General features: G+C 65.9%; 30 protein-coding genes. 19 read left to right on the top strand and 11 right to left on the bottom strand.

All coding sequences use genetic code 11. The features are described 5' to 3' along the window. The first annotated feature begins 118 nt into the window (after window positions 1–118). On the top strand, window positions 119–1,138 hold the full coding sequence (gene fbaA / locus AC5RUO_RS14520) for a class II fructose-bisphosphate aldolase (RefSeq protein WP_494010878.1): 1,020 nt from the start codon (window positions 119–121) through the stop codon (window positions 1,136–1,138). Then, window positions 1,139–1,558 carry a DUF3151 domain-containing protein gene (locus tag AC5RUO_RS14515; protein ID WP_494010877.1) on the top strand — a complete coding sequence of 140 codons (420 nt, stop codon included), beginning with the start codon at window positions 1,139–1,141 and terminating at the stop codon, window positions 1,556–1,558. A gap of 74 nt (window positions 1,559–1,632) precedes the next feature. On the opposite strand, the gene AC5RUO_RS14510 is transcribed toward AC5RUO_RS14515, so the two are convergent. Continuing rightward, window positions 1,633–2,265: a uracil-DNA glycosylase family protein gene (locus AC5RUO_RS14510; protein ID WP_494010876.1), complete on the bottom strand. Its 633-nt coding sequence runs from the start codon at window positions 2,263–2,265 to the stop codon at window positions 1,633–1,635. A gap of 323 nt (window positions 2,266–2,588) precedes the next feature. On the opposite strand from AC5RUO_RS14510, the gene AC5RUO_RS14505 reads away from it, so the two are divergent. The 6 genes from AC5RUO_RS14505 to AC5RUO_RS14480 all read left to right on the top strand — a co-directional run bounded on the left by AC5RUO_RS14505 (window position 2,589) and on the right by AC5RUO_RS14480 (window position 7,960). Then, window positions 2,589–3,644: a M14 family zinc carboxypeptidase gene (locus AC5RUO_RS14505; protein WP_494103891.1), complete on the top strand. Its 1,056-nt coding sequence runs from the start codon at window positions 2,589–2,591 to the stop codon at window positions 3,642–3,644. Between the two features lie 245 nt (window positions 3,645–3,889). Beyond that, window positions 3,890–5,179 carry an adenylosuccinate synthase gene (locus AC5RUO_RS14500; RefSeq protein WP_494010874.1) on the top strand — a complete coding sequence of 430 codons (1,290 nt, stop codon included), beginning with the start codon at window positions 3,890–3,892 and terminating at the stop codon, window positions 5,177–5,179. A 278-nt stretch (window positions 5,180–5,457) separates the two neighbouring features. After that, the gene (locus AC5RUO_RS14495; protein ID WP_494010873.1) at window positions 5,458–5,799 is read left to right on the top strand and encodes a YegP family protein; all 342 of its coding nucleotides are present in this window, start codon (window positions 5,458–5,460) and stop codon (window positions 5,797–5,799) included. A 291-nt stretch (window positions 5,800–6,090) separates the two neighbouring features. Beyond that, entirely contained in the window at window positions 6,091–6,642 is a 552-nt protein-coding gene (locus AC5RUO_RS14490) for an RNA polymerase sigma factor (protein WP_494103890.1), read from the top strand. Next, the gene (locus AC5RUO_RS14485; RefSeq protein WP_494103889.1) at window positions 6,639–7,472 is read left to right on the top strand and encodes a hypothetical protein; all 834 of its coding nucleotides are present in this window, start codon (window positions 6,639–6,641) and stop codon (window positions 7,470–7,472) included. The genes AC5RUO_RS14490 and AC5RUO_RS14485 overlap by 4 nt, the downstream gene beginning before the upstream one ends. Before the next feature lie 62 nt (window positions 7,473–7,534). Continuing rightward, entirely contained in the window at window positions 7,535–7,960 is a 426-nt protein-coding gene (locus AC5RUO_RS14480; protein WP_494103888.1) for a CoA-binding protein, read from the top strand. 25 nt (window positions 7,961–7,985) lie between these two features. On the opposite strand, the gene AC5RUO_RS14475 is transcribed toward AC5RUO_RS14480, so the two are convergent. Next, on the bottom strand, window positions 7,986–9,014 hold the full coding sequence (locus tag AC5RUO_RS14475) for an isopenicillin N synthase family dioxygenase (RefSeq protein WP_494010869.1): 1,029 nt from the start codon (window positions 9,012–9,014) through the stop codon (window positions 7,986–7,988). 45 nt (window positions 9,015–9,059) lie between these two features. On the opposite strand from AC5RUO_RS14475, the gene AC5RUO_RS14470 reads away from it, so the two are divergent. From AC5RUO_RS14470 to AC5RUO_RS14455, 4 genes are read left to right on the top strand one after another with little or no spacing between them, the layout of a single operon-like run. After that, window positions 9,060–9,476 (top strand): MmcQ/YjbR family DNA-binding protein, encoded by a 417-nt coding sequence (locus tag AC5RUO_RS14470; protein WP_494010868.1) that lies wholly within the window; start codon window positions 9,060–9,062, stop codon window positions 9,474–9,476. Then, on the top strand, window positions 9,473–10,027 hold the full coding sequence (locus tag AC5RUO_RS14465) for a DUF1990 domain-containing protein (RefSeq protein ID WP_494010867.1): 555 nt from the start codon (window positions 9,473–9,475) through the stop codon (window positions 10,025–10,027). Before AC5RUO_RS14470 ends, AC5RUO_RS14465 begins: the two co-directional genes overlap by 4 nt. After that, window positions 10,024–10,344, top strand: a complete 321-nt coding sequence (locus AC5RUO_RS14460) for a putative quinol monooxygenase (protein ID WP_494010866.1) — start codon at window positions 10,024–10,026, stop codon at window positions 10,342–10,344. The genes AC5RUO_RS14465 and AC5RUO_RS14460 overlap by 4 nt, the downstream gene beginning before the upstream one ends. A 14-nt stretch (window positions 10,345–10,358) precedes the next feature. Then, a complete protein-coding gene (locus AC5RUO_RS14455; RefSeq protein ID WP_494010865.1) occupies window positions 10,359–10,652 on the top strand; it encodes a DUF503 domain-containing protein in 294 nt (97 codons plus the stop codon). A 5-nt stretch (window positions 10,653–10,657) separates the two neighbouring features. Here the strand turns inward: AC5RUO_RS14455 and AC5RUO_RS14450 are convergent, their stop codons facing one another. The 4 genes from AC5RUO_RS14450 to purS form a co-directional block, all read right to left on the bottom strand. Beyond that, window positions 10,658–11,473: an SGNH/GDSL hydrolase family protein gene (locus AC5RUO_RS14450; protein WP_494010864.1), complete on the bottom strand. Its 816-nt coding sequence runs from the start codon at window positions 11,471–11,473 to the stop codon at window positions 10,658–10,660. A 64-nt stretch (window positions 11,474–11,537) separates the two neighbouring features. Next, window positions 11,538–13,847, bottom strand: coding sequence for a phosphoribosylformylglycinamidine synthase subunit PurL (gene purL, locus AC5RUO_RS14445; RefSeq protein WP_494103887.1), 2,310 nt, complete (start codon window positions 13,845–13,847; stop codon window positions 11,538–11,540). Further along, window positions 13,844–14,617, bottom strand: a complete 774-nt coding sequence (gene purQ, locus AC5RUO_RS14440; RefSeq protein WP_494010862.1) for a phosphoribosylformylglycinamidine synthase subunit PurQ — start codon at window positions 14,615–14,617, stop codon at window positions 13,844–13,846. The genes purL and purQ overlap by 4 nt, the downstream gene beginning before the upstream one ends. 1 nt (window position 14,618) lies before the next feature. Continuing rightward, the gene (gene purS / locus AC5RUO_RS14435) at window positions 14,619–14,870 is read right to left on the bottom strand and encodes a phosphoribosylformylglycinamidine synthase subunit PurS (RefSeq protein ID WP_009359059.1); all 252 of its coding nucleotides are present in this window, start codon (window positions 14,868–14,870) and stop codon (window positions 14,619–14,621) included. A 268-nt stretch (window positions 14,871–15,138) separates the two neighbouring features. Between purS and AC5RUO_RS14430 the strand changes: the two genes are divergently transcribed. After that, window positions 15,139–15,324: a hypothetical protein gene (locus tag AC5RUO_RS14430; RefSeq protein ID WP_494010861.1), complete on the top strand. Its 186-nt coding sequence runs from the start codon at window positions 15,139–15,141 to the stop codon at window positions 15,322–15,324. A gap of 308 nt (window positions 15,325–15,632) precedes the next feature. Further along, window positions 15,633–18,701, top strand: a complete 3,069-nt coding sequence (locus AC5RUO_RS14425; RefSeq protein ID WP_494103886.1) for a S8 family serine peptidase — start codon at window positions 15,633–15,635, stop codon at window positions 18,699–18,701. Between the two features lie 73 nt (window positions 18,702–18,774). Here the strand turns inward: AC5RUO_RS14425 and AC5RUO_RS14420 are convergent, their stop codons facing one another. The 4 genes from AC5RUO_RS14420 to AC5RUO_RS14405 form a co-directional block, all read right to left on the bottom strand. Continuing rightward, the gene (locus tag AC5RUO_RS14420; protein ID WP_494010859.1) at window positions 18,775–19,125 is read right to left on the bottom strand and encodes a serine protease inhibitor; all 351 of its coding nucleotides are present in this window, start codon (window positions 19,123–19,125) and stop codon (window positions 18,775–18,777) included. Next, window positions 19,122–20,063, bottom strand: a complete 942-nt coding sequence (locus tag AC5RUO_RS14415) for a 3-methyladenine DNA glycosylase (RefSeq protein WP_494010858.1) — start codon at window positions 20,061–20,063, stop codon at window positions 19,122–19,124. Before AC5RUO_RS14415 ends, AC5RUO_RS14420 begins: the two co-directional genes overlap by 4 nt. Further along, on the bottom strand, window positions 20,032–20,577 hold the full coding sequence (locus AC5RUO_RS14410) for an SSI family serine proteinase inhibitor (RefSeq protein ID WP_494103945.1): 546 nt from the start codon (window positions 20,575–20,577) through the stop codon (window positions 20,032–20,034). Before AC5RUO_RS14410 ends, AC5RUO_RS14415 begins: the two co-directional genes overlap by 32 nt. 99 nt (window positions 20,578–20,676) lie before the next feature. Further along, on the bottom strand, window positions 20,677–21,144 hold the full coding sequence (locus AC5RUO_RS14405; protein WP_494010857.1) for a MarR family winged helix-turn-helix transcriptional regulator: 468 nt from the start codon (window positions 21,142–21,144) through the stop codon (window positions 20,677–20,679). Window positions 21,145–21,223: 79 nt separating this feature from the next. Here AC5RUO_RS14405 and AC5RUO_RS14400 point away from each other — a divergent pair, with 79 nt between their 5' ends. Continuing rightward, window positions 21,224–21,466 (top strand): hypothetical protein, encoded by a 243-nt coding sequence (locus AC5RUO_RS14400; protein ID WP_494010856.1) that lies wholly within the window; start codon window positions 21,224–21,226, stop codon window positions 21,464–21,466. Between the two features lie 171 nt (window positions 21,467–21,637). Beyond that, complete coding sequence (locus tag AC5RUO_RS14395; protein ID WP_494010855.1) at window positions 21,638–21,841, top strand: hypothetical protein; 204 nt, start codon at window positions 21,638–21,640, stop codon at window positions 21,839–21,841. An 84-nt stretch (window positions 21,842–21,925) separates the two neighbouring features. Here the strand turns inward: AC5RUO_RS14395 and AC5RUO_RS14390 are convergent, their stop codons facing one another. Continuing rightward, window positions 21,926–23,284 carry an aspartate kinase gene (locus tag AC5RUO_RS14390; RefSeq protein ID WP_494010854.1) on the bottom strand — a complete coding sequence of 453 codons (1,359 nt, stop codon included), beginning with the start codon at window positions 23,282–23,284 and terminating at the stop codon, window positions 21,926–21,928. Between the two features lie 207 nt (window positions 23,285–23,491). Here AC5RUO_RS14390 and AC5RUO_RS14385 point away from each other — a divergent pair, with 207 nt between their 5' ends. The 3 genes from AC5RUO_RS14385 to AC5RUO_RS14375 are packed head-to-tail and all read left to right on the top strand — an operon-like array spanning window position 23,492 to window position 25,585. Further along, complete coding sequence (locus AC5RUO_RS14385) at window positions 23,492–24,457, top strand: ABC transporter ATP-binding protein (protein WP_494103885.1); 966 nt, start codon at window positions 23,492–23,494, stop codon at window positions 24,455–24,457. Continuing rightward, window positions 24,454–25,407 carry an ABC transporter permease gene (locus AC5RUO_RS14380; RefSeq protein WP_494103884.1) on the top strand — a complete coding sequence of 318 codons (954 nt, stop codon included), beginning with the start codon at window positions 24,454–24,456 and terminating at the stop codon, window positions 25,405–25,407. Before AC5RUO_RS14385 ends, AC5RUO_RS14380 begins: the two co-directional genes overlap by 4 nt. Next, entirely contained in the window at window positions 25,331–25,585 is a 255-nt protein-coding gene (locus AC5RUO_RS14375; RefSeq protein ID WP_494103883.1) for a hypothetical protein, read from the top strand. Before AC5RUO_RS14380 ends, AC5RUO_RS14375 begins: the two co-directional genes overlap by 77 nt. Window positions 25,586–25,718: the final 133 nt, after the last annotated feature.

The following is a 25,718-nucleotide window of genomic DNA, read 5'->3' as shown; positions in this document are numbered from 1 at the left end:
TGTTACCGAGGGCTGACCCGAATCGCCTGGGCTGGGGCGGATATCGCTAGGATGGTGCTAGCCGTAAAGCGGTCTACGGGTTACCAGCCCTCAGACGAAACTCAGCATAGGAGTCAGCATGCCCATTGCAACCCCAGAGATCTACTCCGAAATGATCGACCGCGCGAAGGCAGGCGGCTTCGCTTACCCGGCGGTGAACGTGACCTCCTCGCAGACCCTGAACGCCGCACTGCGCGGTTTCGCCGAGGCTGAGTCCGACGGCATCGTCCAGGTTTCCACCGGCGGTGCCGCCTACTGGTCCGGCGCCTCCACCAAGGACATGGTTGCCGGTTCCCTGGGCTTCGCGGCCTTTGCCCGCGAGGTGGCCAAGAACTACAACGTCAATATCGCGCTGCACACCGACCACTGCCCCAAGGACAAGCTGGACGGCTTCGTCCTGCCGCTGCTGGCCGCCTCCGAGGCTGAGGTCAAGGCCGGCCGCAACCCGCTGTTCAACTCCCACATGTGGGACGGCTCCGCCGAGACGCTGCAGGAAAACCTCCGCATCGCCCGCGAGCTGCTGGAGCGCACCGCCGCCGCCAAGATGATCCTCGAGGTTGAAATCGGCACAGTGGGCGGTGAAGAGGACGGCGTTGAGAACGAGATCAACGAAAAGCTCTACACCACGGTTGAGGACGCCCTGGCCACCGTCGAGGCGCTGGGTGCCGGCGAGAACGGCCGCTACATCACCGCGCTGACCTTCGGCAACGTCCACGGCGTGTACAAGCCCGGCGGCGTCAAGCTCCGCCCGGAGATCCTCAAGGACATCCAGGCCCAGGTGGGCGCGAAGATCGGCAAGGAAAACCCGTTCGACCTGGTGTTCCACGGCGGCTCCGGCTCCTCGGACCAGGAAATCGCGGACGCGGTCTCCTACGGCACCATCAAGATGAACATCGACACCGACACCCAGTACGCGTACACGCGTCCGGTGGCCGACCACATGTTCAAGAACTACGACGGTGTCCTGAAGGTGGACGGCGAAGTGGGCAACAAGAAGACCTACGACCCCCGCGTCTGGGGTGCCTCCGCCGAAGCCGGGCTCGCAGCCCGCGTGGTGGAAGCCACCAAGCAGCTCGGCTCGGCCGGAAAGACCTTCTAAATGTCGGACGAGTTCCGCAGGAACCTCATGGGTCCGGAGCCCACGCTCCTGCCCGCCGAGACTGAGGTGTACCAGCATCTCGCCCTGGGCCAGGAAGCTGTGGACCTGGTGGCGAAGAACCCCACGTCCTCGCTCCTGTGGGCCATCCTGGCCGAAGAGGCGTGGGCAGAAGGGCGCACCATCGACTCCTACGCCTACGCCCGGGTGGGCTACCACCGCGGGCTCGACGCGCTGCGCCGCAACGGCTGGCGCGGCGCCGGCCCCATCCCCTGGGAGCATGAGCCCAACCGCGGGTTCCTGCGCGCCCTGTACTCGCTGGGGCGGGCCTCGGCAGCCATCGGCGAGCCGGAGGAGCCAGAGCGCATCGAGAAGTTCCTCAAGGACTCCGATCCCGCGGCCAAGGCAGCCATCGAAGGCTAGCAAGAAAAGAACGGCGGCGGGCGGTCACCTTCTCCAGGAAGGTGACCGCCCGCCGTCGTACGTCCCGGGTGGGGTTAGCTGGATTTTTGCAGACCCGTCCGGGCCATGGCGTCGGCGTAGGCGACGCGCATGTCCTCCAGGTATTCCGCCTGGCGGGCCGGGGAACCGGCAAACGCGCGGCCGCTGAGGGAGCGCACCTTGTAGGTCTTGAGCCCCCGACGCCACAGGAGGGGCACCTCGGTCTTCAGCAGCAGGTTTGCCAGGCGGTTGGCCTCGGTGCCATGGGCCACGATCACGGATGCGCGGGGGACCAGCGCCAGGAATTTGAGCAGCGGCTTGAGGCCGGACTGGATCTGGTCCGGAGTGAATTTCCCGTTGGCCTCGCCGGGGACGTGCCACGGGTGGACGTTCCACGGCATCACGAACTCCGGGCGGAGGCCCAGCTTCCACTGGATCCCGAGCATGCGGGTGGCGGCATCCTGGTCGCCGGCGGTGATGAAACCTGACGGATCTGCTTCACCGATGTTCGAGAACAGGCTGATGATGCGGCATTCTTCGACGTCGTGCATGGGATCGACGTAGGGAACCGTGGTGCCGGGCCTGGTCTCCTGCAGGGAATCGCACAGTTCGTTGACGGCGGCGACGTTGGGCTCGTAGCGGCGGCTCAGGAGTTGGTCATGGAATGATTCGGGGGCCAGTGCTGTCATGTACTGCTGGGTCTCCTGCGGGGATTGGCGGTGCGTCCGCCGGCGGAGTCGGGCGCGAGGAGGCGCGGCGCATCAGCGGCGGTAATTGGGGGTGGGCCGGTTCCTGGCCGGTCTTGTCCAGTCTACCAAGCCCCGCGAAGCGAAACGCCGGTGGTCCCGCTTTGCGGCAAAAGGAAGCAATCCCGCCAAACCTCGACAAGCAGCTGTCGAGGTTTGTCGAATTGATTGACAGAAACCGTTTACCTTGGTTGGCTGTTGTCACAGTCGCAATGGGGGGCATGGCGGCTGGACGCACCTAATGCACTCGAAAGAGGTAACGCGCTGTGAAAAAATCCTTGAGGGTCCTTGCTGTGTCCGGAGCGCTGGCACTCGCCGTCGTCGCGGGACCGGCCCCGCTGGCTCAGGCCGTGGGCGAAGGCCCCAACTATGACGGCAACGGACAGATCACCACCTCCAAGCTGGCCACCTATGACCAGATGGTTTCCTTCCTGAAGGACCAGGACGCCAAGCAGCAGGCGATGGAGCTGGAAGTCATCGGGCAGACCGTCAAGGGGCGGGACATCCACCTGGTCAAGTACATCTCGGACCCGGCCAAGCCCACCATCCTCTACCTCACGCAGCAGCATGGCAACGAACAGCTCACCACCGAGGGTGCGCTGGAATTCGTCAAGCACCTGGGGACGGGCAAGTCAGGGGACCTCCTGGCCGGCGTCAACATCCTGATCGTTCCCATGCTGAACGCCGACGGAGCCATGGGGGACGTGAACTTCCCGCTTGACGACTATGTTGCCAAGGGTGACCGCAACCTGACCCGCTACAACGCCGAGGGCGTGGACCTGAACCGCGACCATGTGGCCAAGGTCCAGCCCGAAACGCAGGCGCTGCACAACAATGTAATGCGCAAGTACGACATCGATTACATGATCGACCTGCACCACCAGGGCACCCGGAGCGAGCGTGACGGCGAACTGGTTTCCGGCTCCATCCTGTACCCCACCACCCCCAACGCGGACCCCACCGTCGTCGAAAGGTCCAAGCAGCTGGGTGCCGTGGTGTTCGACAACGTTGACTCCACGGGCTGGGGCCACCTGGGCAAGTACCAGGGCGGCAGCGCCGAAACCATCAGCCGCAACGGCATCGCCGTGGAGTACGGGATTGCCACCCTGCTGTTCGAGATGCGCGGCATGTCCGACCACTACGCGGACGGCGTTGCGCTGGGCCTTCGCAGCAACGGCTACCTGATCAAGCAGACGGTCGCCACCCTGACGTCCACCGCGGCGGCCATCGCGGACGGTTCAATCGCCGACGCCGACACCTCCTTCTGGGACAGCCTCGCCGAGCAGACCTCCCGGCCGGGCGGCGAAGCCGACGACGAGTAAGGCATAAGCCCGCCGGCCATTGCCCTCCTTTACCTTCCGTAAAGGAGGGCGGTGGCCAAACGAGGGGACAAGGAGTGCCATCCGCTAAACTTGGGTGGTAAGGGCCCCGGGGCCATCGCGCCGCAGTTCCGTCCGCGGGACAATGCACGCCGGTCCACTCGGGGCATTCTCATGAACGGCGCTGCCCCAGGACTGCCACGATGTGGCGGGCTACTGGAGAGCCCGAACGAATGGGGGAGGATCCCATGCCAGCAATTGTGATCGTAGGAGCCCAGTGGGGCGACGAAGGTAAAGGCAAAGCCACCGACCTGCTGGGCGGCCGCGTCGATTACGTCGTCAAGCCGAACGGCGGCAACAACGCCGGGCACACCGTCGTCGTAGGCGGTGAAAAGTACGAACTCAAGCTGCTCCCGGCAGGCATTCTCAGCCCCAATGCCGTTCCCATCATCGGCAACGGCTGCGTAGTGAACCTCGAAGCACTGTTCCAGGAAATTGACGGCCTGCAGGCGCGCGGCGCCGATACCTCCAAGCTCCGCGTCTCCGCCAACGCCCACCTCGTCGCCCCGTACCACCAGGTCCTGGACAAGGTGACCGAACGTTTCCTCGGCAAGCGCGCCATCGGCACCACCGGCCGCGGCATCGGCCCCGCCTACATGGACAAGGTGGCCCGCCTGGGCATCCGCGTGCAGGACGTCTTCGACGAATCCATCCTCCGCCAGAAAGTGGAAGGCTCACTGCGGCAGAAGAACGAACTCCTGGTCAAGGTCTACAACCGCCGCGGCGTGGTGGTGGACGAGATCGTGGAGTACTTCCTGTCCTTCGCCGAGCGGCTCCGCCCGCTGGTCATCGACAGCACCCTGGTCCTGAACACCGCCCTTGACGAAGGAAAGGTGGTCCTGATGGAAGGCGGCCAGGCCACGTTCCTGGACGTCGACCACGGCACCTACCCCTTCGTCACCTCCTCCAACCCGACCGCAGGCGGCGCCTCGGTGGGCTCGGGCATCGGCCCCACCCGCATCTCCCGGTCCATCGGCATTATCAAGGCCTACACCACGCGCGTCGGCGCCGGCCCGTTCCCCACGGAGCTCTTCGACGACATGGGCCTGTACCTGCAGAAGACCGGCGGCGAGTTCGGCGTCAACACCGGGCGCCCGCGCCGCTGCGGCTGGTACGACGCCGTCCTGGCCCGCCATGCCTCCCGGGTTAACGGTTTCACGGACTACTTCGTCACCAAGCTGGACGTCCTCACCGGCATCGAGCAGATCCCTGTGTGCGTGGCCTACGACGTCGACGGCGTGCGCCATGACGAGATGCCGATGACGCAGACCGAGTTCCACCACGCCAAGCCGATCTTCGAGTACTTCGACGGCTGGACCGAGGACATCACCGGTGCCCGCACCCTGGCTGACCTGCCGGACAACGCGCGCAACTACGTCCTCGCCCTCGAGAAGCTTTCCGGCACGCGTTTCTCCGCCATCGGCGTGGGACCTGACCGGGACCAGACCATCGTGGTGAACGACCTCATCAACGACTGATCCCCCCAGCACAGCCAGTCCTGAAGCGGCGGCGGCGGACCACCATTCCTGGGTCCGCCGCCGCGGCATTTAAGCCGCATTTAAGGTGGCAGGCAATTTACACAGGGTTAACCGTCCCGGTCTTGTAGGGCAGCGGGCGCGGGCCGCAAACTTTTCTAATACTTGGTGTACCGATCACCTGCAGTTCCACATAACCCGCGGGAAGATCGCAGCGATGCGTGCGTGCCGGCCGGCACGAGGGCATCGCCAGCATGATTCCCCTCTGGAAGGATGACGCTATGGCCGGGAACTTCGAAGTGTTTGTCGACGTGGACTCACTGTACAGGTTCCGGCTGCTGGGGCCCGACGGAACGGTAATGGCCGTCTCCCAGGCGTTTAAGGACAAGCACGCCGTCAAGGCAGGGATCGATGCCGTCCGTGAATGCGCCGGCACCGGACTGGTGACAGATCTTTGCCCGGCCGGGACAGTTTCCCCACCGGCGCCTCGTCCTGTCCACGAGGCTGCTTCGCAAAGCGACTGCGGGCCGCGTGCCGCCGCGAAAGTGCACATTTCCAGCCTTGCCAAGGGTCCGCGCCGGCTGTCGGCGGCCCCGCGTTGGACCCGCGCCCTGGCACCGTAAAACACTTCCAAAAGTTTTTTGAGGTTTTTCTGGATCCGCGTAACCCTTCCGCCCGCCCCGGCGATTACCTTTATGTAGCGCCGGCCTGGAACTTGTCCCCCATCACGTTCCAGGCCGGCTCTTCCCTTTCATCCGGCGGCAGGGGCAGCTGCTATTTCCGGAACCGGTGCCGCCGTGGCGGTCCGGTGAAGCGGTTACTGAGGGGTAAAGTTGGCCGGGGACAGGGCATTCCGTCGTGCTTGGTCTGTACTCTAACCAGCGTCCCCCTCTTTGACTGAAAGCACTACGTCCGTGACTGATGCACTGACAGACGAGGCTCTCCGGGACCAGTCCCGGCAGCCCGCCGTTTACAGCCTCGTGTACCGGACATACGCGTCACAGATCCTGGGCTACCTCACGGCCCGCGGAGTCGAAGATCCGGAGGCGGCAATGCAGGAAGTGTTCCTCTCCGTCCTGCCCCGGCTGGGCTCGGTGCATGGCGGTGCGGCAGGGCTTCGCACTTTCATCTTCTCGGTGGCCCACGCCCGAATGGTGGACGATCACCGCCGCCAGAGCCGCACTCCTGCGCACGTCACGTTCGAGCCGGACCTCGACCACCGGGAGGATGCGTCGGCCGAATCCGAAGCACTGGAACGCATTTCGCCGCAGGAAGTCCTCCGGCTGCTTGACGGCCTCCCCGATGACCAGCGGGAGGTCCTCTCGCTGCGCCTTGTTGCCGGGCTCACCGTGGAGCAGGCAGCGGAAGCAATGGACAAGAGCGCCGGCGCCGTCAAGCAGTTGCAGCGGCGGGCACTCCTCAAATTGCAGGACCTTTCGGCAGTGAAGGAGTACCTCAAGCCATGACCCCCCAAGCTTCCGGCCTGCCCGCGCTGGTCGATGACATGCTCGTCGACGCCGGCCATGCCGAAGATGCGGAACTCCGCGCCGCCCTTCTCACCCTGGGAACCCTGGCATCCCTTCCTGCGCCCGCGCCGTCGGGGGAACTTGCCAAGCTTTTGGCCGGCGACACCACCTCCGGTGCGCCGGCCGATGAACTCGCCCGCCGCCGTCGCCGTCGCATCCAACGGCCCACCGTGCTGGGGCTTGCCCTCGCAGCGGGCATGGCAACAGGGATAGGCGGAGTCGCTGCCAGTTCCCCCGTTGCTATGCACGCCGGCAGCTCCTCGGTGCAGGAGCTGCTCGAAGATTGGCGGCCGTCCTGGAGCATTGCGGTCCAGGCTGCCTCCGGATTCCCGCAGCCGGACACCCCAGGTGTGGATCCCGCCTCGGCGGCAGTTGACCCGGGGACTGACGGACCCGCCGTCCCTGCCACTGTTTCAGACGGGCAGCCTGCCGGGCAGCGACCTGCTCCCCGCCAGGTACCGGGGACACCCGGCCCGGAGCAGCAAGCGCCGCAGGCAAAGGGCGACGTTTCCAACGGCGGCCGGCAGGACAACCCGCAGGCGCCAGGCCAGGATCGTGGGCCCTCAGGAAGCCCAGCCACCGACCTCCCCGGCGCCGGACAGTCCCGGGGAGACAGCTTCCCCGGCGAGGAAAAGCTGGCAGGGGAAGGCAGCCTCGCCGGGGATGCGGTGAAGCCGCGGGCGGAAGCAGCAGAGCCGGTGAACGGCGCCCCTGCAACCGCCGGCAAGCCAGCACCTGGCGACAACTGGCGGAAGAAATTCAATCGGTGACAGTCACGGGAACACTGACCGGCAGCCGCGGCTATCAATGGACACGCAGGTAGGCTAAGCCCATGGGCCACACTAACGATCCAGCTGTCATCGAACGACTGATGCGGACGAAGGGCCGTTGGGCCATCGTGGGCCTCACCACCAACGAATGGCGCGCCGCCTATGACACGTCACTGTTCATCCGCGACCGGATGGGGATGGACATCATCCCGGTCAACCTGCCCGGCGACCCGGTGCACGGCGAAGAGGGGTACCGCAGGCTCAGGGACATTCCCCCTGAAAAGCACCCCATCGACGTCGTGGACTGCTTTGTGAACTCCCGGCGGGTGGGAGCGGTGGTGGACGAGGCGATCGCCGTGGGGGCGAAGGCAGTTTGGCTTCAGCTTGGCGTGATCGACGAGGACGCGGCGGCGCGGGCCAAGGCAGCGGGCTTGGACGTGGTGATGGACGTCTGTCCCGCGCAGGTGGCCTGGCAGTTTAACCTTTGACCCCTGCCGGCGATTGAAGTGCAGCCTAGCGCTTCATCAGCTCCGGATAGTGCCGTTCGGTGACATCAGGGTGGGCGCGCATCCGGCCCTTGAGCATATTCATCCCGAAGGATGACAGCAGGGGGTTCGCCGGATCATCGGTGATGCCGCGCGCTGCCGCCCTGAGCTCCGGCGGCAGGGGGACTGGGCCGATGACGGCGTCGAGCCGGGGCGACCAGAAGAACGGCACCGAGTAGCGGTCCACCCCGGGCGGAGGCGCCTGGACCCGGTGGATGGTGGCAGCAAGGTACCCCTCCGTGGCCACTTCCAGCATTTCGCCCAAATTGACCACCAGCGCGCCGGGGATGGGTTCCACCGGTATCCATCCCGTGGTGCCGGGCGGCTGCACTTCCAGCCCGCCCACCTCGTCCTGCAGCAGGAGGGTGACGAAGCCGTAGTCTGCATGCGAGCCCACGCCCTGGTCGCCGGCCTCCTCCACCACACCGCCCACGTAGTGGACGAGCTTCCCCATCCACGCAGGGGAATCACGGAACGGCTCGTCAAAGTAGTCCTCGGGCAACTGGAGTGAGACAGCAATGGCACGCAGGAGCTCCATGCCTACCGAGGACATCAGCTCGGCCCATGCCATCGCAGCCGGCTTGAGCTCCGGAAAGGACTCGTCCGGCCACAGGTTGGGGCCCTGGAGCAGCCAGTATGGCTCATCCGGCGGATAGTCGCTGACCGGCTCACGTTCAGGGGAGTAGTCAATCTGCTCGCGCGCGTCCGCCTTTCCCTGGGTCACCTCGGTGCCCATGCGCGTGTACCCGCGGAAATGGGGCGACAGCCGGTTGTCCAGCTTCAGCCGTTCCTCAAGTGGAAGGTCGAAGAAGCGCCTGATGACGTCCAGGAGGTGGTCCGCCTGGCCGGGCGCCCCGCCGTACCCCGTAATCTGGAAGAAACCGACGTTGTGGGTGGCGTGCCGCAGCTGCTCGATGAATTCCGGACTGAAAGACCCGTAGGGCTGCCGTGCGGTGCTTAGGTCCAGAACAGGAATGCTGCCCTGATCGTCTGACATCCTCGCAGACTAGCACCGCTGCGGCCTGCTTTATAGGCTGGCTTCATGGACCCCGACGCGCTACGGATAATCTGCCTGTCCTTCCCGGGCGCCTACGAGGATTACCCGTTCGGGCCGGAGACAGCAGTATTTAAGGTCCGGGCCCGCAGTGGCGGCGGAACTGCATCCGGGGGCAAGCTTTTCGCCTTGTCCTCGATGGACCTCCGGGACTTCTACGTGAACCTCAAATGCGAGCCGTCCCTGGCCGTCCAACTGCGTGCTGCCCACCCGGAGATCACGGGTGCCTGGCATATGAACAAGACCCACTGGAACGGCGTGCGCCTGGACGGGGCACTGCCGGATGACATGGTCCGCGACATGGTGGAAGACTCCTACGACCTGGTGGTGGCGGGCCTCAACCGGAAGCAGCAGGAACAGCTGGGGTGGCCGCGCCTGTCCGGTGCCCACGGGACAAAGCAGTGACCGGGAAGCCGCTGGTGAAGGGCACCCTTAACTACCCGGGAGTGGGGAGCACGGAGCGCGGTGCAGTTCCTGCAGGATTCACGGGCGTCCTGGAAGAAGCCCGCGTGGGTACCGGCCTGGACGTTTACCGGCGCGTGGCGCAAGGCATCCTGGCATGGGAGCTGCACAGGCGGGCGGGGCTGCGGGTCCGGACGGATTCACCCGCAGTGCTGCCCGGGGCCCGGGTGGTGAGCGGGTTCGGTGCGGGGCCGTTCCGGCTCAAGGCACCGTGTGAGGTGGTCTGGGTCCATGAGCCTTCCCCGGACGGCATGCCGCAGTCGGCCGGTTTTGGCTACGGGACCCTGCCGGGGCACCCTGCCCGCGGCGAGGAGTCCTTCGAGGTGGAAATCAACAGGGCGGGTGAGGTGTTCCTTCGGATCCGGGCCTTCAGCAGGCCCGGCAACTGGTTCTACGCCGCGGGCGGACTGGTGACCAGGGCCGCGCAGCGCTATGTGACTTCCCGGTACATTGAAGGGGCACGAACACTCGCCGCGGAAGGAACTCCCCAGTGATCTTTATCGTCGTCAAGTTCAAAGTGAAGCCCGAATGGTCGGAGCGCTGGCTGGGCCTGGTGGAAGGCTTCACGAAGGCCACCAGGGAGGAACCCGGGAACCTCTGGTTCGACTGGTCCCGCAGCGTGGACGATCCCAACGAGTTCGTGCTGGTGGAAGCCTTCAAGGACGACGCCGCGGGTGACCATGTCAACAGCGTCCATTTCAAGCAGGCCATGGCTGACATGCCGCAGGCGCTCGCCGAAACCCCCAGGATCATCAGCCGCCAGCTCGACGGCGACGGCTGGGACCGGATGGGTGAGCTCACCATCGAGTAGGAAGGCCCGGACCTGTGTGGATCGGCTGGATCGAGTTCGACATCCTCCTGGGCGACGTCCACAGCCTGAAGGGGAAGCGGTCCGTCGTCAGGCCCCTGCTCGCCGAACTCAAGCGCCGCTTCGATGTCTCGGTGGCAGAAGTAGGCGACCATGACCAGTACCGGCGCTCAAAGGTTGGCGTTGGCTTGGTGGCCGCGGACCGGGCGCACCTCGTGGAGGTGCTCGACGCCGTCGACCGCTTCGTTGCCGGGCGCCCTGAAATCGAACTGCTCAGCGCCCGGCAGCGGGAGATCCACAGCGAGGACTGATGCGGCTACCAGGCCGCGTTCCAGGTGATTTCGGCCAACCTGGCCTGCCCCTGGAGGCTGGGGTGGAAGTAATCCAGCGTGCTCACGTCGGCAGGGCTGGGTACGTGGGCGGAAACGGCCCCGCCGTCGGTCCGGCAGCCCTCGTACCGGGCACAGGTTTCGGCCAGCACGGAGTTGAAGGCCTGATGGCGCTGGAGGACCTGCTGCCGCTGCTCTTCGGTCGCTGGGGCACCGAACATGGCCGGGCAGATCCGGCCGGCGGACCAGGCCGACTGGGCGGCGGGCTCGGCACGCAGGACAATCCACAGCTGGTGGATATCCGGGATACTGCTGACCAGCACCCTGGGCTGAGGCGACATTTGATCCAGGATCATCAACGCCTCAGCCACATGCGAGCGGAACTCGTCCACGGGTGTCATGCTTTCCACGGAAGCCGTACACAGATCGTTGGCCCCTGCCAGGACGGTGACGTATGCGGCATGGCTTTCGGCTGCCTGGGCGGCCTGCCGGGGCAAATCTGCAACCTTCGCCCCGCTGACGGAGTGGTTGAAGTTGTTCCCCCTGATGGCCGGCTCCAGACGGAGCAGCCGTTCGTAATGGCTGGCCACGCCGTCGCCGGGGACGTCACCGGTGGACCAGGACTGTCCGGGGTGGTCACCGGCGCTGCAGCAGGCGCTGTTGGCCTGGGATATGGAATCGCCCAGGGCGGCAATGCTGCGGGGGAAGGCTGTCCCGGTGGCAGGAGGCGGAGTCGGTGCGGCCGCGATCACGATAAGGACCGGCAACAGCAGCACAGCCAGGAACCTTGCCAGCTTGCCCATAGGACGATTAAAACGGAAATCCGCACCTTGAAGGGGTGCGGATTTCCGTTTTACGAGTGGGGAATCAGCCGAAGTACTTCGGCAGGGTCCCTTCATGGGCTTCGCGGAGGGCGTCCAGGGACAGGCTCTCCACGCCGTTGATCTCAAGCGCGCCGCTGGCCGCATCCACCACACCGATGCGGGTGTGGGCAAAGCCGCGGGCCTTGCACATGTCGGTGAAGCGGACTTCCTCGGAGCGGGGAACGCCAACAACTGCGCGGCCCTGGGACTCGGAGAACAGCGCCGTGAACAGGTCTACGCCGTCGCGGTCCAGGACGTCCTGCAGCGCGATCCTGGCACCCACGCCGTAACGGAGCGAGGACTCCACCAGGGCTGCGGCGAGGCCGCCCTCGGAGAGGTCGTGCGCCGAGTCGATCATGCCGTCGCGCGAGGCGTTGATCAGGATCTCGCCCAGGGCGCGCTCGGCGTCGAGGTCCACCTTCGGCGGCTGCCCGCCCAGGTGGCCGCGCATGTTGGCCCATTCGGAACCGTCCAGTTCGGCAGCGGTGGTGCCCAGCAGGTAGATCGCCTGGCCATCCTCGCGCCAGCCGGACGGCGTGCGGCGGGCGACGTCGTCGAGCTTGCCCAGCACTGCCACCACGGGGGAGGGGTGGATGGCCGTGGTGCCCGTCTGGTTGTACAACGAGACGTTGCCGCCGGTGACCGGGATGCCCAGCACCATGCAGGCGTCCGACAGGCCGCGGATGGCCTCGGCCAGCTGCCACATGACGTCCGGATCCTCGGGGGAGCCGAAGTTCAGGCAGTCGCTGACAGCCATGGGCACCGCACCGGAGGTGGCAACGTTGCGGTAGGCCTCAGCCAGCGCCAGCTGCGCACCGTGGTAGGGGTCCAGGTAGGTGTAGCGGCCGTTGGCGTCGGTGGCCAGGGCAACGCCCAGGCCCGTTTCCTCGTCCACGCGGACCACGCCGGCGTCATCCGGGAACGCCATGGCGGTGTTGCCGCCCACGTACCGGTCGTACTGGTCCGTGATCCATGACTTGGAGCACATGTTCGGCGACGCCACGAGTTCGGTGACGGCCTTGGCCAATTCCGCGGGGGCTCCGGGCCGGCCGGCGTCCTGCACGGATCCGGTGAAGGTGTCGGCCTGCAGGGCGTCCTGCCACTCGGGCCGGGCAAACGGACGGTCGTAGACCGGTCCGTCGTGCGCCACGGTGCGGGGATCGACGTCGACGATCACCTCGCCTTCCCAGGTGATGATGAGGCGGCCGGTGTCGGTCACTTCGCCGAGCCAAGAGTACTCCACCGCCCACTTGTCCATGACGGCCTCGAACGCTTCCACGTTCTCCGGGGTCACGACGGCCATCATGCGTTCCTGCGACTCGGACATCAGGATCTCGCCCGGGGTCAGGGTGGGGTCGCGCAGCAGGACGGAGGTCAGCTCAACCTGCATGCCGCCGTCGCCGTTGGAGGCAAGCTCCGACGTTGCGCAGGAAATGCCTGCGGCGCCCAGGTCCTGGATGCCCTCCACGAGGGAGCCCTTGAACAGTTCAAGGCAGCACTCGATCAGGACCTTCTCGGCGAAGGGGTCGCCCACCTGGACGGCGGGACGCTTCGACGGCTTGGTGTCGTCGAAGGACTCGGAGGCCAGCACGGAGGCGCCGCCGATGCCGTCACCGCCGGTGCGTGCACCGAACAGGACCACCTTGTTGCCCTTGCCCGACGCGTTGGCCAGGCGGATGTCCTCGTGGCGCATGACGCCAACGGCGAGGGCGTTGACCAGCGGGTTGCCCTGGTAGACAGAGTCGAAGACCATCTCGCCACCGATGTTCGGCAGGCCCAGCGAGTTGCCGTAGCCGCCGATGCCGGCCACTGCACCGTGCATCACGCGTGCCGTGTCCGGGTGGTCGATGGCGCCGAAGCGCAGCGGGTCCATGACCGCCACCGGACGGGCGCCCATGGAGATGATGTCGCGGACAATGCCGCCGATGCCGGTCGCGGCACCCTGGTAGGGCTCAACGAACGACGGCGAGTTGTGCGATTCGATCTTGAAGGTCACGGCCCAGCCGTACCCCAGGTTGGTGACTCCGGCGTTCTCGCCGATGCCCACCAGCATGTCCTTCTTCATTTCCTCGGTGACCTTCTGGCCAAACTGGCGCAGGTGGTTCTTGGAGGACTTGTAGGAGCAGTGTTCGCTCCACATCACGGAGTACATGGCCAGTTCCGCGCCGGTGGGGCGGCGGCCCAGGACCTTGACGATCTCGTCGAATTCGTTCTGCTTGAGGCCAAGCTCGGCCCAGGGCAGTTCGGTGTCCGGGGTCTTGGCGGCGTTCTCAACCGTGTCGATGTTGAACTTCTTGGTGGTGTCGATGCTCACTTGTCGCCTCCCACAATCTTGGTCAATACGGAGGTGAAGAAGCCCAGGCCGTCGGTGTCGGACCCGCCGATGCCGTCCAGCGATTCCGGGCCAAAGCCGGGTTCGGTGGCGTGCTCCGGGTGCGGCATGAGGCCCACCACGTTGCCGGCGGCGTTGGAGATACCCGCGATGTCGCGGCGGGACCCGTTCGGGTTGAAGCCGACATAGCGGAACACCACGCGGCCCTCGGCCTCCAGTGCGTCGAGGGTTTTCTCGTCCGCGATGTACTGGCCGTCCTGGTTCTTCAGCGGGATGGTGATTTCCTGGCCCGCCTGGTAGTCCAGGGTCCAGGCCGTTGCGTTGTTTTCCACGCGCAGCACCTGGTCCCGGCACAGGAACTTCAGGTGGTCGTTCTTGATCATCGAACCGGGCAGCAGGTGCGACTCGGTAAGGATCTGGAAGCCGTTGCAGATGCCAAGGACGGGAAGCTTGGCGTCGCTGTTGGCGGCGTCGATGATCCTGGACATGAGCGGGGCGAAGCGGGCGATGGCGCCGGCACGCAGGTAGTCGCCGTAGGAGAAACCGCCGGGGATGACGACGGCGTCCACGTCACCAAGTTCGGTATCGCCGTGCCACAGTTCGACGGCGGTGCCGCCGGCGAGGCGCACGGCGCGGGCGGCGTCACGGTCATCCAGTGTTCCGGGGAAGGTGACAACGCCGATCTTCGCGCCCGCAAGCCGCGGGTTGGCGGCGACGGCCACAGCCTCGCCGATCAGGGGGAGTTCAGTCATCTCAGGCCTCGACGACCTCGACGTTGACGACGTCCTCAATCACGGGGTTGGAGAGGAGGGTCTCGGCGGCGTCGCGTGCCTGGGCCAGGATGGCCTCGGTCACCTCTCCGTCGACCGTCAGTTCAAATCGCTTGCCCTGGCGGACAGAGCTGAAGCTGGTGAAGCCCAGCCGGGGGAGAGCGCCAACGATCGCCTTCCCCTGGGGGTCCAGAATCTCGGGCTTGGGCATGACGTCAACAACGATCCGGGGCATCCGGTAACTCCTGTGCGTGAGCTTGGGTAATGGCGCAGCGGAGTGGTGCCGTCTCACGCCGTGCCGGGGTGTTGAGGGGCATGGTGGTCTTGCCTTGGACAACGTTGAGGACGGGCGCTCCGCGAGCTTGCCCTATCATTCTACCGGCCGGAACGGGCCTGCCCGTATTCGGCGGTTTCCGTGGCGGGGACCGTCCCGGCGTCGGCCATCGCCAGGCTGTCCGCCGGAGGTTCTGGAGTTGCTGGACCGGCTTCACTAGGATTGCTGGATGGCAGAGAATTCGAAGTCCGTCCTGTTGCCCGTAGTCGCCGCGGCGGTGTTCGCCGGACTGGGCAGGATGGTCCTGCAAAAACTGAAAGCGGACCGCCTGGCCAGGCAAAACCGTGTGGCGGGGCCCGTTGACGAGAAGACCCGGCAGTGGATCAGCGAGGTGGTCCGGACTCCCCGGCAGTAGCCGCCCCCTCCCTGCCGAAGTGTATTGGGCGTCCTTCGGGATGCCCTTTTTTATGCCCGGCGCCCGCAGAAATAAGGCCTGTGACAACAAATAGAATCTCCCACTCCGGCCTATGTCATATTCGTCTCTCACTCTGTACTGTTTGAACCGGCTGGTCTCATCCAATTACAAGATCTGTAAACCGATGTGCCATGCCAGTCGTTTCTGGCCCGCAACCATGGCTGGGCCGGTACATCGTGAAAGGGTTGCACGTGAGATCAACTGGAAGAAGCCCCTTGCGGGGCAGGGGGTTCCGGAAGGCGGCGGTAATGGCCGCGGGGTTGCCGCTCCTCCTGGGGTCGTTGGCCATACCTCCCGCCACAGTGGCACCGGCCAGCCCGGATAACGGGGCTGCCACCAGCCCGGGGACCACGCAGTTCAAGGACGGCCGCTACATCGTGGTTCTGGCGGGTGCGGCAGCAGCAGCCTATGAGGGGGAAACTGCGGGCCTGGGGGCCACCAGGCCCCAGGCGGGCAGGAAGCTCGATGCCGGAAGTCCCACCTACAAGGCCTATGACGCACATCTGCGCAAGGTCCAGCGCGATGTTGCCGCCAGCCAGGGCGTAACCCCGGGGAAGCAGTACACCGCTGCGCTTAACGGTTTCACGGCTGAACTCACAGCTGCCCAGGCCATGGAGCTGTCCAAGGACCAGCGGGTCCTGGCGGTCGCACCCGACGTGGAGAACACTCCTGACTACACCACCACCGACTTCCTGAGGCTGACCGGCCCGGACGGGGTATGGGCCAAGCAGTTCGGCGGCGAAGCGAATGCGGGAAAGGGCGTTGTTGTCGGTGTCATCGACTCCGGCTACGCGCCGGACAACCCCTTCCTCCAGGGTGATCCCGTCCAGCCGCTGACCGGCCCTGCGCAAGTGGGCGTTCCCTACCGCACTGCCGAGGGCAAGATCGCCATGCTCAAGGCCGACGGCACCACCTTCGAGGGTGAATGCCAGGAGGGCCAGGGGGCCGGGGCGTCCTTCGACGGCTCCCAGTGCAACTCGAAGGTGATAGGTGCCAGGTACTTCGCTGATACCTTCCTGCAGCATGTGGCCCCCGAAAACAGGGCGCCGGAGGAGCTCATCTCCCCGGTCGATGTCGGAAGCCACGGCACCCACACGGCCACCACGGCTGCCGGCAATGCCAACGTGGACCAGGTGATCGACGGCTCAGGCTTCGGCAAGAGTTCCGGTGTTGCTCCCGCGGCCAAGGTTTCCGTGTACAAGGTTTGCTGGGAAGACACCAACCCGGATACCGGAGGCTGTTACTCCTCAGCGTCGGTGGAAGCCGTTGAAGCTGCCATCAAGGACGGCGTGGACGTCCTGAACTACTCGATTTCCGGCAATAACAACAACACGACGGACCCCGTGGCCCTGGCGTTCCTGAGCGTAGCGGCTGCCGGCGTCTTCGTCTCGGCTTCGGGCGGCAACTCCGGTCCCGCTGTCTCAACGGTCAACCACGCCTCACCCTGGCTGACCACCGTTGCCGCCTCGACCTTCCCCAGCGACCTGCTGGGCACCGTCAAGGTCTCCGACGGCTCCCTCTACCGTGGTGCGTCCATCATGAAAACAGAAGTGGCGGACAAACCAGTGATCGTCGCGGCCGCAGCAGCCGCGGCGGGCGCTACCAATGCCAACCTCTGCGCTCCCGGGACGCTTGATGCGGCGAAGGTAGCCGGCAAAGTGGTGGTCTGCGACCGGGGTGTGGTGGACCGGATGGCCAAGAGCCAGGAAGTCCAGGACAAGGGCGGAGTGGGCATGATCCTGGTGAATCTCACCAGCAGCTCCGAAGATGCCGACAACCATGTGCTGCCCACTGTCCATGTCAACGCACCCAAGAGCCTGGCGCTGAAGTCCAAGCTTGAGGCAAACCCATCCCTGACGGTCAGCCTGGTGAAGGGTGACCTCACCGGCGAACCGCTGGCCCCGGCGCCGCAGATTGCCGGGTTCTCCTCCCGCGGGCCCACCCTTGCGTCCGGCGGCGACCTGCTGAAACCGGATATCGCCGCCCCCGGGGTCAACGTCCTGGCGGGCGTATCAACCATCGGCAACAACGGCGACCAGTTCGGCTTCATGTCCGGAACCTCCATGGCCGCGCCGCACATCGCCGGCTTCGGCGCCCTGGTGCTCGGCAAGCAACCAACCTGGAGCCCGGCTATGGTCAAGTCCGCGATGATGACCACCGCCTACCCGCTCTTTAACCCGGACGGCTCCGCCAACACAGACCCGTTCCAGGGCGGCGCAGGACACATCGACTCCACCCGCGTCCTCGATCCGGGGCTTGTTTACAATTCCAGCGTCAGGGACTGGCTCGGCTTCCTCAATGGCCAGGGCGTGGTAACCGGAGTTCCGCAGGCAGGCACCATCGCGGCCCGTGATTTGAATGTGCCGTCCGTCGCACTCGGCAGCCTGGTGGGAGAAGTCCAGGTGACACGCCAGCTGACCGCCCTGGTTCCGGGAATTTACCGGCCGGAAGTCAACATGGCAGGCTTCAATATCCAGGTGGAGCCGAAGGCACTGAACTTCGCCAAGGCCGGCCAGACCCGGGAGGTCACCCTGACCATCCGGAACGCCACCGCCCCGGTGGGTAAATTCAGCACGGGCACCCTGACCTGGAAGGGCCCCCGGACTGTCAGCTCGCCCATCGCCATCCGTCCTGTTGACGCACAGATCGCCCCGTCGTTCTCCTTCAGCTCGACTTCAGGTGACGGCAGCGGCACCCTGGAGCTGGTTTCGGGTTCCGATGGTCCCATCAATGTGGGAGTGGAAGGCCTGGCGCCCTTGAGCGAGACCGCCATCACCAAGACTCCCGGCGAATACGCACCAGGGAACGACGCGCATAACGCGCTGCTTCAGGTGACTGTTCCGCAGGGGGCCTCGTTTGCCCGGCTGGGCGTCCAAGCTCAGTCGGAAGACGTCGACTGGGACATGGTGGTGTACGCGCCGAACGCTTCGGGCGGCCTCACCGCCACCCAGGTGGCCACGGCCTCCGCCAGCGAGTTCCTGGATCTTGAGTCCCCGCGGGCGGGCACGTACTACATTGTGGTCAACCTTTACTCGACGCCTGACAATGGTGCCGCGAGTGCCTCGGTGCAGGCCGTGACCTTCGCGGGCGACGCCGGAAACCTCAGCGTGGAGCCGAACCCGATCGTGGCTCCGAACGGCACCGCAACGTCGGCGACGCTGTCCTGGACCGGCCTCTCCCAAGGCGCCTACCTGTCCCGGCTGAGCCTCGGCGAAAACGGAATCAGGACCTGGGTCAACGTCCGGGTGGGCGACGCGCCTGCTGCGCCGGCTGGAGCCCCCTCCATTGCCCTTGCCCAAGCCGTCCCGGGGGCGTGACAGGCGAAGCTCGAAAAGGATGACATGGCCCCGGCGGTGGAAACCGCCGGGGCCATCTCGTCCTGCAGGGAGTTCAGGTGGCGCGGCCGCCGCCCAATGGACCTCCGCCCAGGAGGGGTGCCATGGCATTCCACCGGGAAATTTCGCAGCCGTCCGTCCGGGTGAAGACCGATTCCACCTGGCGGCCATGGAAGGTGCCGGTTACCACGGCGACCTGTGGCCCGCCGTACTGCTGGGTACACAGCTGTGGCGGTCCCGGCTGCGGAAAGAACACCTGGCCACCGAACTGCTCCGCTGCTGCAAGGGCCGCGTACGGGTCGGGCAAAGTGGTGTCACCGGACACAACGCCGTCACGGGCCTTCAGCCGGAACACGTACTCGACGCCGGCGGGGTCCTCTCTGAGCCTGATGGTGAGGTCGATCATTCAGCGACCGGCGCCGAAGCCGCTGCCATTTCCAGTGCCAGCCTGTCGCGCAGTACCGCTGCCTCGGCGGCGAAGGAGCGCTGGTGCTCCACGTAGGCGGCCTTGCCCTGTGGCGTTTCGATGGGGATCGCGGGATAGCCCCACTCGGCAAGGTCGTAAGGGGAGGCCTGCATGTCCATGGCCCGGATCCGCCAAGACAGTTCAAAGCAATCCATCACCAGTTCACTGGAAAGCAGCGGGAGCAGCTTATAGGCCCACTTGTACAGATCCATGTTGGCGTGCAGGCAGCCCGGCTGTTCCAGAAGCCGCTGGGTCTCGCGGCTCGGCGCAAACTCGTTCAGGGGCATCGCATCCGGCGTGTAAAAGCGGAAGGCGTCGAAGTGCGTGCAACGGATCCGGTTGTCCTCCACCACCTTGTCCGTGCCCTCCGGACCCAGTCGGAGCCGCAGGTACTCGTGGCGCAGGTCGAACCTGTCCTGGTGGTAAACCATTGCCCATTCGTGCAGGCCGAAGCAGCCGAACTGCGCCGGCCGCGCCGCCGTGCCCCGCAAGATGATGCCGGCAAAAGCCACCGCGTCCCTGCGGTCTTCAAGGAAGGCGGCCACGTCAACGGTCACCGCGCTGCTTTCCGGCGGAAGCCCCAGGGAGGCGAGTTCACCGTCGTCGAGCGTGCGGTAGTGCTTCCAGCCGCTGCGGGCGGCCGCGGCCTCGCCTAACAGGACCATCCCGGCGCCGGGATGCCAGCGCCGCAACTGCCCGGGCTTCTGGGTGTAGTACGTGAAGAGGAAGTCTTCAACCGGGTGCTTTTGGCCGGCGGAACGTCGTGCCAGGTAGGGGTCGGCGTAGCGGCTGACGCGCTGCTGGTGGGCATCCTCCAGTGCCCGCCATTCGTCGGCCGCCAGCAGCCTAAGCTGCTCCACCGGAGGCACCCAGGACATCCTTCGCACCATCCCAGGCGCTGATTTCGCACCCGTTGGTGCGGGAAAACTCGGCCTCCACGGGCACGCCGTCAAGCACGCCGCTGACTGTGGCCGTCTGGGGCCCGCCGTACTGTTCGGTGCATGCCTGGGCGGTCCCGCGGATTTCGGGACTCAGCAGCGCGGTGTTTTCCTTCAGGGCGGAGCAGGCGGCCTCGGCGGCCGGGTGGCTGCTCTCGGCGGCAGGGACGCCGGCCTGGCATACCAGGGTGTAGTTCACGGCAGGTTCGCCCTCAGCGGGAGTCACGGTGATAGCCAACTCTGCATTGCCCTGGCCTGGACCGGCGGCCGGGCGGGAACTGCCAGGCGGCGACGCGGGAACGGTGGTTTCCGTGTCCGGGGACGGCTCGGCCGTTGCGGTGGTGGTCGTTGGGGACGGGGATGTGGGCTGTGCCGGCGATGTGGCCGGGCTGCCGCCGTCGGGAGTGGGGGAGCAGGAGGACATCAGCAGCGCAGCAATTGCCAGCCCTGCCATCTGCAGCCGTGTCCTGCGCACCGCCCTAGTCACCCTTCGATTCTAGCTGCAATACCGTGCCTTCCCGGTGGTTCCGTCCCAACGGGGCGGGCAGGCCCGCTATGGGGTTCCGCCGGACGTGGCGGCAATGAGCCCCATCATGGAGGCATGCAGTTCCGTGACCTGGCTCCGGGTCAGGCCGAGCCGTTCCATCATGGTTCCGGGAACCTCCAAAGCCTGTTGCCTCAACGCGGCCCCTTCAGGCGTCAGTTCGACGGCGAGTGCCCGCTCATTGCCGTCCGCCCGGCGGCGGGTGATGTATCCGGCTGCCTCCAGCCGGCGGAGCAGTGGCGAAATGGTGGCAGGTTCCTGGGCCAGGGCGTCGCTGATGTTCCGGACCGTCCTGGGGCTCGTTTCCCACAGGCTCAGCATCACCAGGTACTGGGGGTGGGTCAGGTTCAGCTTCTCCAGGACCGGCTTGTACGCCCCAACGACGCTGCGGGCTGCAACCGTCAGCGCGAAACAGAGCTGGTGTTCCAGGAGCAGGTCGTCATCCTGGCTGGCGTCGGCCGTAGCGGCGGCATCCATGAAGTCCTCCAATTATTAGTGCACTAACTATTAGCGTACACTGTTGATAGAAAACCAGTGGCAGCGGAAGGAGCCGAACATGGCCAAGGGCAAGCCGGACAACAAGGACAACGCGTCGCAGCGCTTCATGCGCGCCACCGGCAAGCTGAGGGCCATCTTCGGGCCTGCGAACCGCTCCTCCCTGGTCCACGACATGACAGAGGAGAACCGGAGGCTGCTGGCACAGCGCCAGGCCGAAAGCCGGCAGTGGGAAACCATCACGCGGCCCGACGGCAGCACCTACGTGGTTCCCAGGAACCCGGAAGACAAGTCCCTGCGCTGAAAGTTCGTATCCGGGCGCCCCGCCCAGTAGCACCCGCGGCCATGCCTGCCGCTCCGTTACCCGGCTCCATTTCCCGGCTTCGGGCGTAAAATGGGGGCACTGGCTCCGGCAGGAGGCAGCAGCTCTTTGCCCCGGAAACCGGGAAGGGGGTGGAAAACAGTGGCTCGTGTAATGAGCGGATTCATGAACGCGACGGACAGGCTCCGCTTCTTCTTCGGACCTGCCACGCAGCTGGACGCCGATTCGCCGGTAGTGCACAAACATGATGCGTTTGAGCAGGCCTCCGAAGAGGAGCTTTCGCACTTCGTGGTCGAAACGGATTCGTCCGGCCATCACTACGCTGTCCGCCGCGAGGACCTTGAGCGGGAAACCTGAGAAATAGGTGTGTAACCGGAAAAGCCGGGCCGGCCTCCGAATGAACGGAGGCCGGCCCGGCTTTTCTCGTAGGGAGGTCCGGGGTTAGCGGCCGGTTCCGCCGTACACGGTGGCCTCGTTGTCGGCATCCAGGTCGAAGGCCTTGTGGATCACGCGTACCGCTTCATCCAGCAGGTCAGCGTGGGTGACCACGGAGATGCGGATTTCAGAGGTGGAGATCATGTTGATGTTGATGCCGGCGTTGGACAGCGCCTTGAAGAAGGTGGCGGACACGCCGGGGTGGGAGCGCATGCCCGCACCGATGAGGGAGAGCTTGCCGATCTGCTCGTTGTATTCGATGCTCTCGAAGCCGATCTGGTCCTGCGCCGCGTGCAGGGCGGCCAGGGCGTCGGCGCCTTCCACGATGGGCAGGGTGAACGAGATGTCCGTCCGGCCCGTCCCGTGCGTGGACACGTTCTGCACGATCATGTCGATGTTCGAGTGGGCGTCGGCGATGACCTGGAAAATGGCGGCGGCCTTGCCGGGGATGTCCGGGACGCCCACAACCGTGACCTTGGCTTCGGAACGGTCGTGCGCAACGCCGGAGATGATTGGCTGCTCCAAGGCAACTCCCTCTTGAGTGGTGATCTTGTCTTCGGCGCTGGGGATGACCCAGGTGCCTTCATGCTGGCTGAATGAGGAGCGGACGTGCAGCGGGACCCCGAACCGGCGGGCGTACTCCACGCAGCGCAGGTGCAGGATCTTTGCGCCCGAGGCGGCAAGTTCGAGCATCTCCTCGCTGGAAATGGTGTCGATCTTCTGGGCCGAGGGCACCACCCGGGGGTCCGCGGTGTAGACGCCGTCCACGTCGGTGTAGATCTCGCAGACGTCGGCCTCGAGCGCCGCAGCCAGCGCCACGGCGGTGGTGTCGGAGCCGCCGCGTCCCAGCGTGGTGATCTCGTTGGTGGTGCGGCTCATGCCCTGGAAGCCCGCCACGATGGCGATGTTGCCCTTGTCGAGGGCTGTCCGGATGCGGTGCGGATCGACGTCGATGATCCGGGCCTTGCCGTGGATGCCATCGGTGATCATGCCGGCCTGGGAACCCGTGAAGGACTGGGCAGAGGCGCCGAGCTTGTTGATGGCCATTGCCAGCAGTGCCATGGAAATGCGCTCGCCGGCGGAGAGCAGCATGTCCATCTCCCGGGCGGGAGCGGAATCGGTCACCTGCGCGGCAAGGTCCAGGAGTTCGTCGGTGGTGTCACCCATGGCGGACACCACAACCACAACTTCGTTGCCGGCTTCCTGCGCGTCAACCACGCGCTTGGCAACACGTTTGATGCCGTCGGCGTCAGCCACGGAGGAGCCACCGAATTTCTGCACGATGAGCTGTTTGGTCACCGCACCGCCAGCGGACAGCCCATGCGGCTGTGTTGCGTTGTGCACTTCGGTAGTGGGCGTACTCATGCGCGTACCTTCGTTGGATCGGTTCTTGAGGCCAGGCAGCCTGACGCCGGGACGGCGCGACTTTCCCGGGACAGTTTATCGCCGCCTGCAGTGAGGCGTTGAATTGTGACCGAATCTCAGCCCGCAGGAGGAGCGCCGCGAAGGGGCCGCAGGCGTACGCTCAAGGGGTCAACGTGCTCAGGACTGTGGGGGACAGGTGCGCAAAACATGGCAATAGCGCCGGAAAAATCAGAACAGCCGGACAGCCAGGCTTCCTTTGGCGGTATTACAGCCCGGGCGGTGAGCAGGAGCTTCGGGGCGGTACGTGCCGTCGAGCATATGGACTTCCACGCCCCGGCCGGCAAGGTGACGGCCTTGATCGGCCCCAACGGCGCGGGCAAGACCACGCTGCTGCTGATGCTGGCATCGCTGCTGGCGCCGGACGGCGGCACCATCAGCGTGGGCGGGCTGGATCCGGCCCGGCACCGCGCGGAGGTCCGGAGCCGGCTCGGCTGGATGCCGGACACCCTGGGCGTCTGGGAGTCCCTGACCGCCCGCGAAATCCTGACCCAGATGGCGCGTTTCTACCGGCTTCCCGCTCCCGGGATCGGGGAGCGGGTGGCGGACATGCTGCAACGCGTCCGGTTGTCCGACCTCGCCGACCAGCCTGCCCGGGTCCTGTCCCGGGGCCAGCAGCAGCGGCTCAGCCTGGCGCGGGCACTGATCCACGATCCCTCTGTCCTGCTCCTCGATGAACCTGCCTCAGGCCTGGACCCGGGGTCCCGCGTGGAGCTGCGGACAATGCTGAGGCAGCTTGCGGCCGAGGGCAAGGCCGTGGTGGTTTCCTCCCACGTCCTCAGTGAGCTTGACGAGATTGCGGACGGTGCCGTCTTCGTCAACAACGGGAGGACCGTGCGGCAGCAGACCACCGAGGAAGCTGCGGCGTCCGGCCGGCGGTACTCGATCTCTGCGTCGGATATGGCTGCGCTCGCCGCCAAGCTCACCGAACTGGGGCTGGTGTTCCGGCACGAGGACGGGCGCCGGCCGGGCGTGAGCCTGCTGCTCCTGAACGACGCCGATGCGGAACGGCTGCTGCGCGACCTGGTGCTTGCCGGCGTCGGAATCACGTCCTTCGCCCCGGCCTCCGGTGCCCTGGAAGAGACCTACATGAACCTTGAGGGGGAGCGGCAGTGAGCACGGTGGCGCAGAAGCGGCAGGACACATCACTGTCCGGCAACACCGGGGCCTACCTGGCAGGCATCGGCCATGTGGTGGCCCTCGAACTCAAACAGCGCCTGCGCTCTCGCGGCTGGTACATCATGCTTGCCATCTGGTTCGTCCTGACGGCACTGGTCACGTGGCTGACCTGGGCCAGCTGGAACGCACAGCAGGCGGCCCAGCGGGCCTACGGCAGCTCCATCCCGCCGGAATCAGCAGGCCCTGGATCAATGATTTTCGAGGTAGTGCTGGCGTTCGTCCTGCTCTTTGCCTTGCTGGTGGCCCCGGCCTTGTCTGCCAACGCCGTGAACGGTGACCGTGCCGGCGGAACGCTGGCCATACTGCAGGTGACACTGCTGGAACCCGGCCAGATCCTGTGGGGAAAGTTCTTTGCCGCCTGGCTGGCAGCCCTCGCGTTCCTTGTCGCCAGCACGCCGTTCCTGGTCATAGGGGTGGCGCTCGGCGGGCTGACACCGGGCCACGTGCTGGTGTCCCTGCTGATGCTCGCCGTGGAAGTGGGTGTTGTCTGCGCCTTGGGTGTCGGCATTTCGGCCCTCGCCGGCCGGCCGCTGTTTTCCATCGTGGTGACCTACCTTGCGGTGGCCGGGCTGGCGGTGGGAACGCTGATTGCCTTCGGGCTGGGGGCCGGGCTCGCCCAGGGGACGGTTATGGCCAACAATGCGCAGTACCGGACTTACGAGCCGCTGGCCAACGAACCGGTCCAGCCGGAGTACACCTGCGTCGGCCCGATGCGGGAGCAGCCTGCCACCCGGACCGAACGGGTGGCCTGGCCTGGCAATGAACCCCTACGTGGTGGTGGCGGATGCGATCCCTTACCCGGACCGCAGCATGCAGCAAGGCTTCCCCACATCGGGTGCCATCGAGGGCATCAGCCAGGGCGCCCGCTACGCACTCGCCGGACCTGAGGGCACCTACCCGTGCGCCAATGGGGTTGTCCAGCCCGCCTACCTGAACCAGAAGACACCTCTGTGGCCCCTGGGCCTGGGGCTGCAGCTTGTGCTGTCAGGGCTCCTGATGTGGCTTGGGTGGCGTGCCCTCCGGACGCCTGCCCACCGGCTGGCCCGCGGCACGCGGATCGCCTAGGAGTCTGCCGGCAAGCCGCGGCGGGGCGTGGATCTGGACAGCCCACTGTCGCTGGACCACCATGGAGGCAGTTGCTATTCAGGTGGCCGGTACCTCCCGGCCACAGCCGGGGCTGGGGCTGTCCTTCGAAAGG

The sequence above is a fragment of the Arthrobacter sp. Y3221087 genome (genome assembly GCF_059089905.1).
Note: the sequence above shows the minus strand (reverse complement) of the source record. Positions and strands in the feature narration are given on the sequence as shown.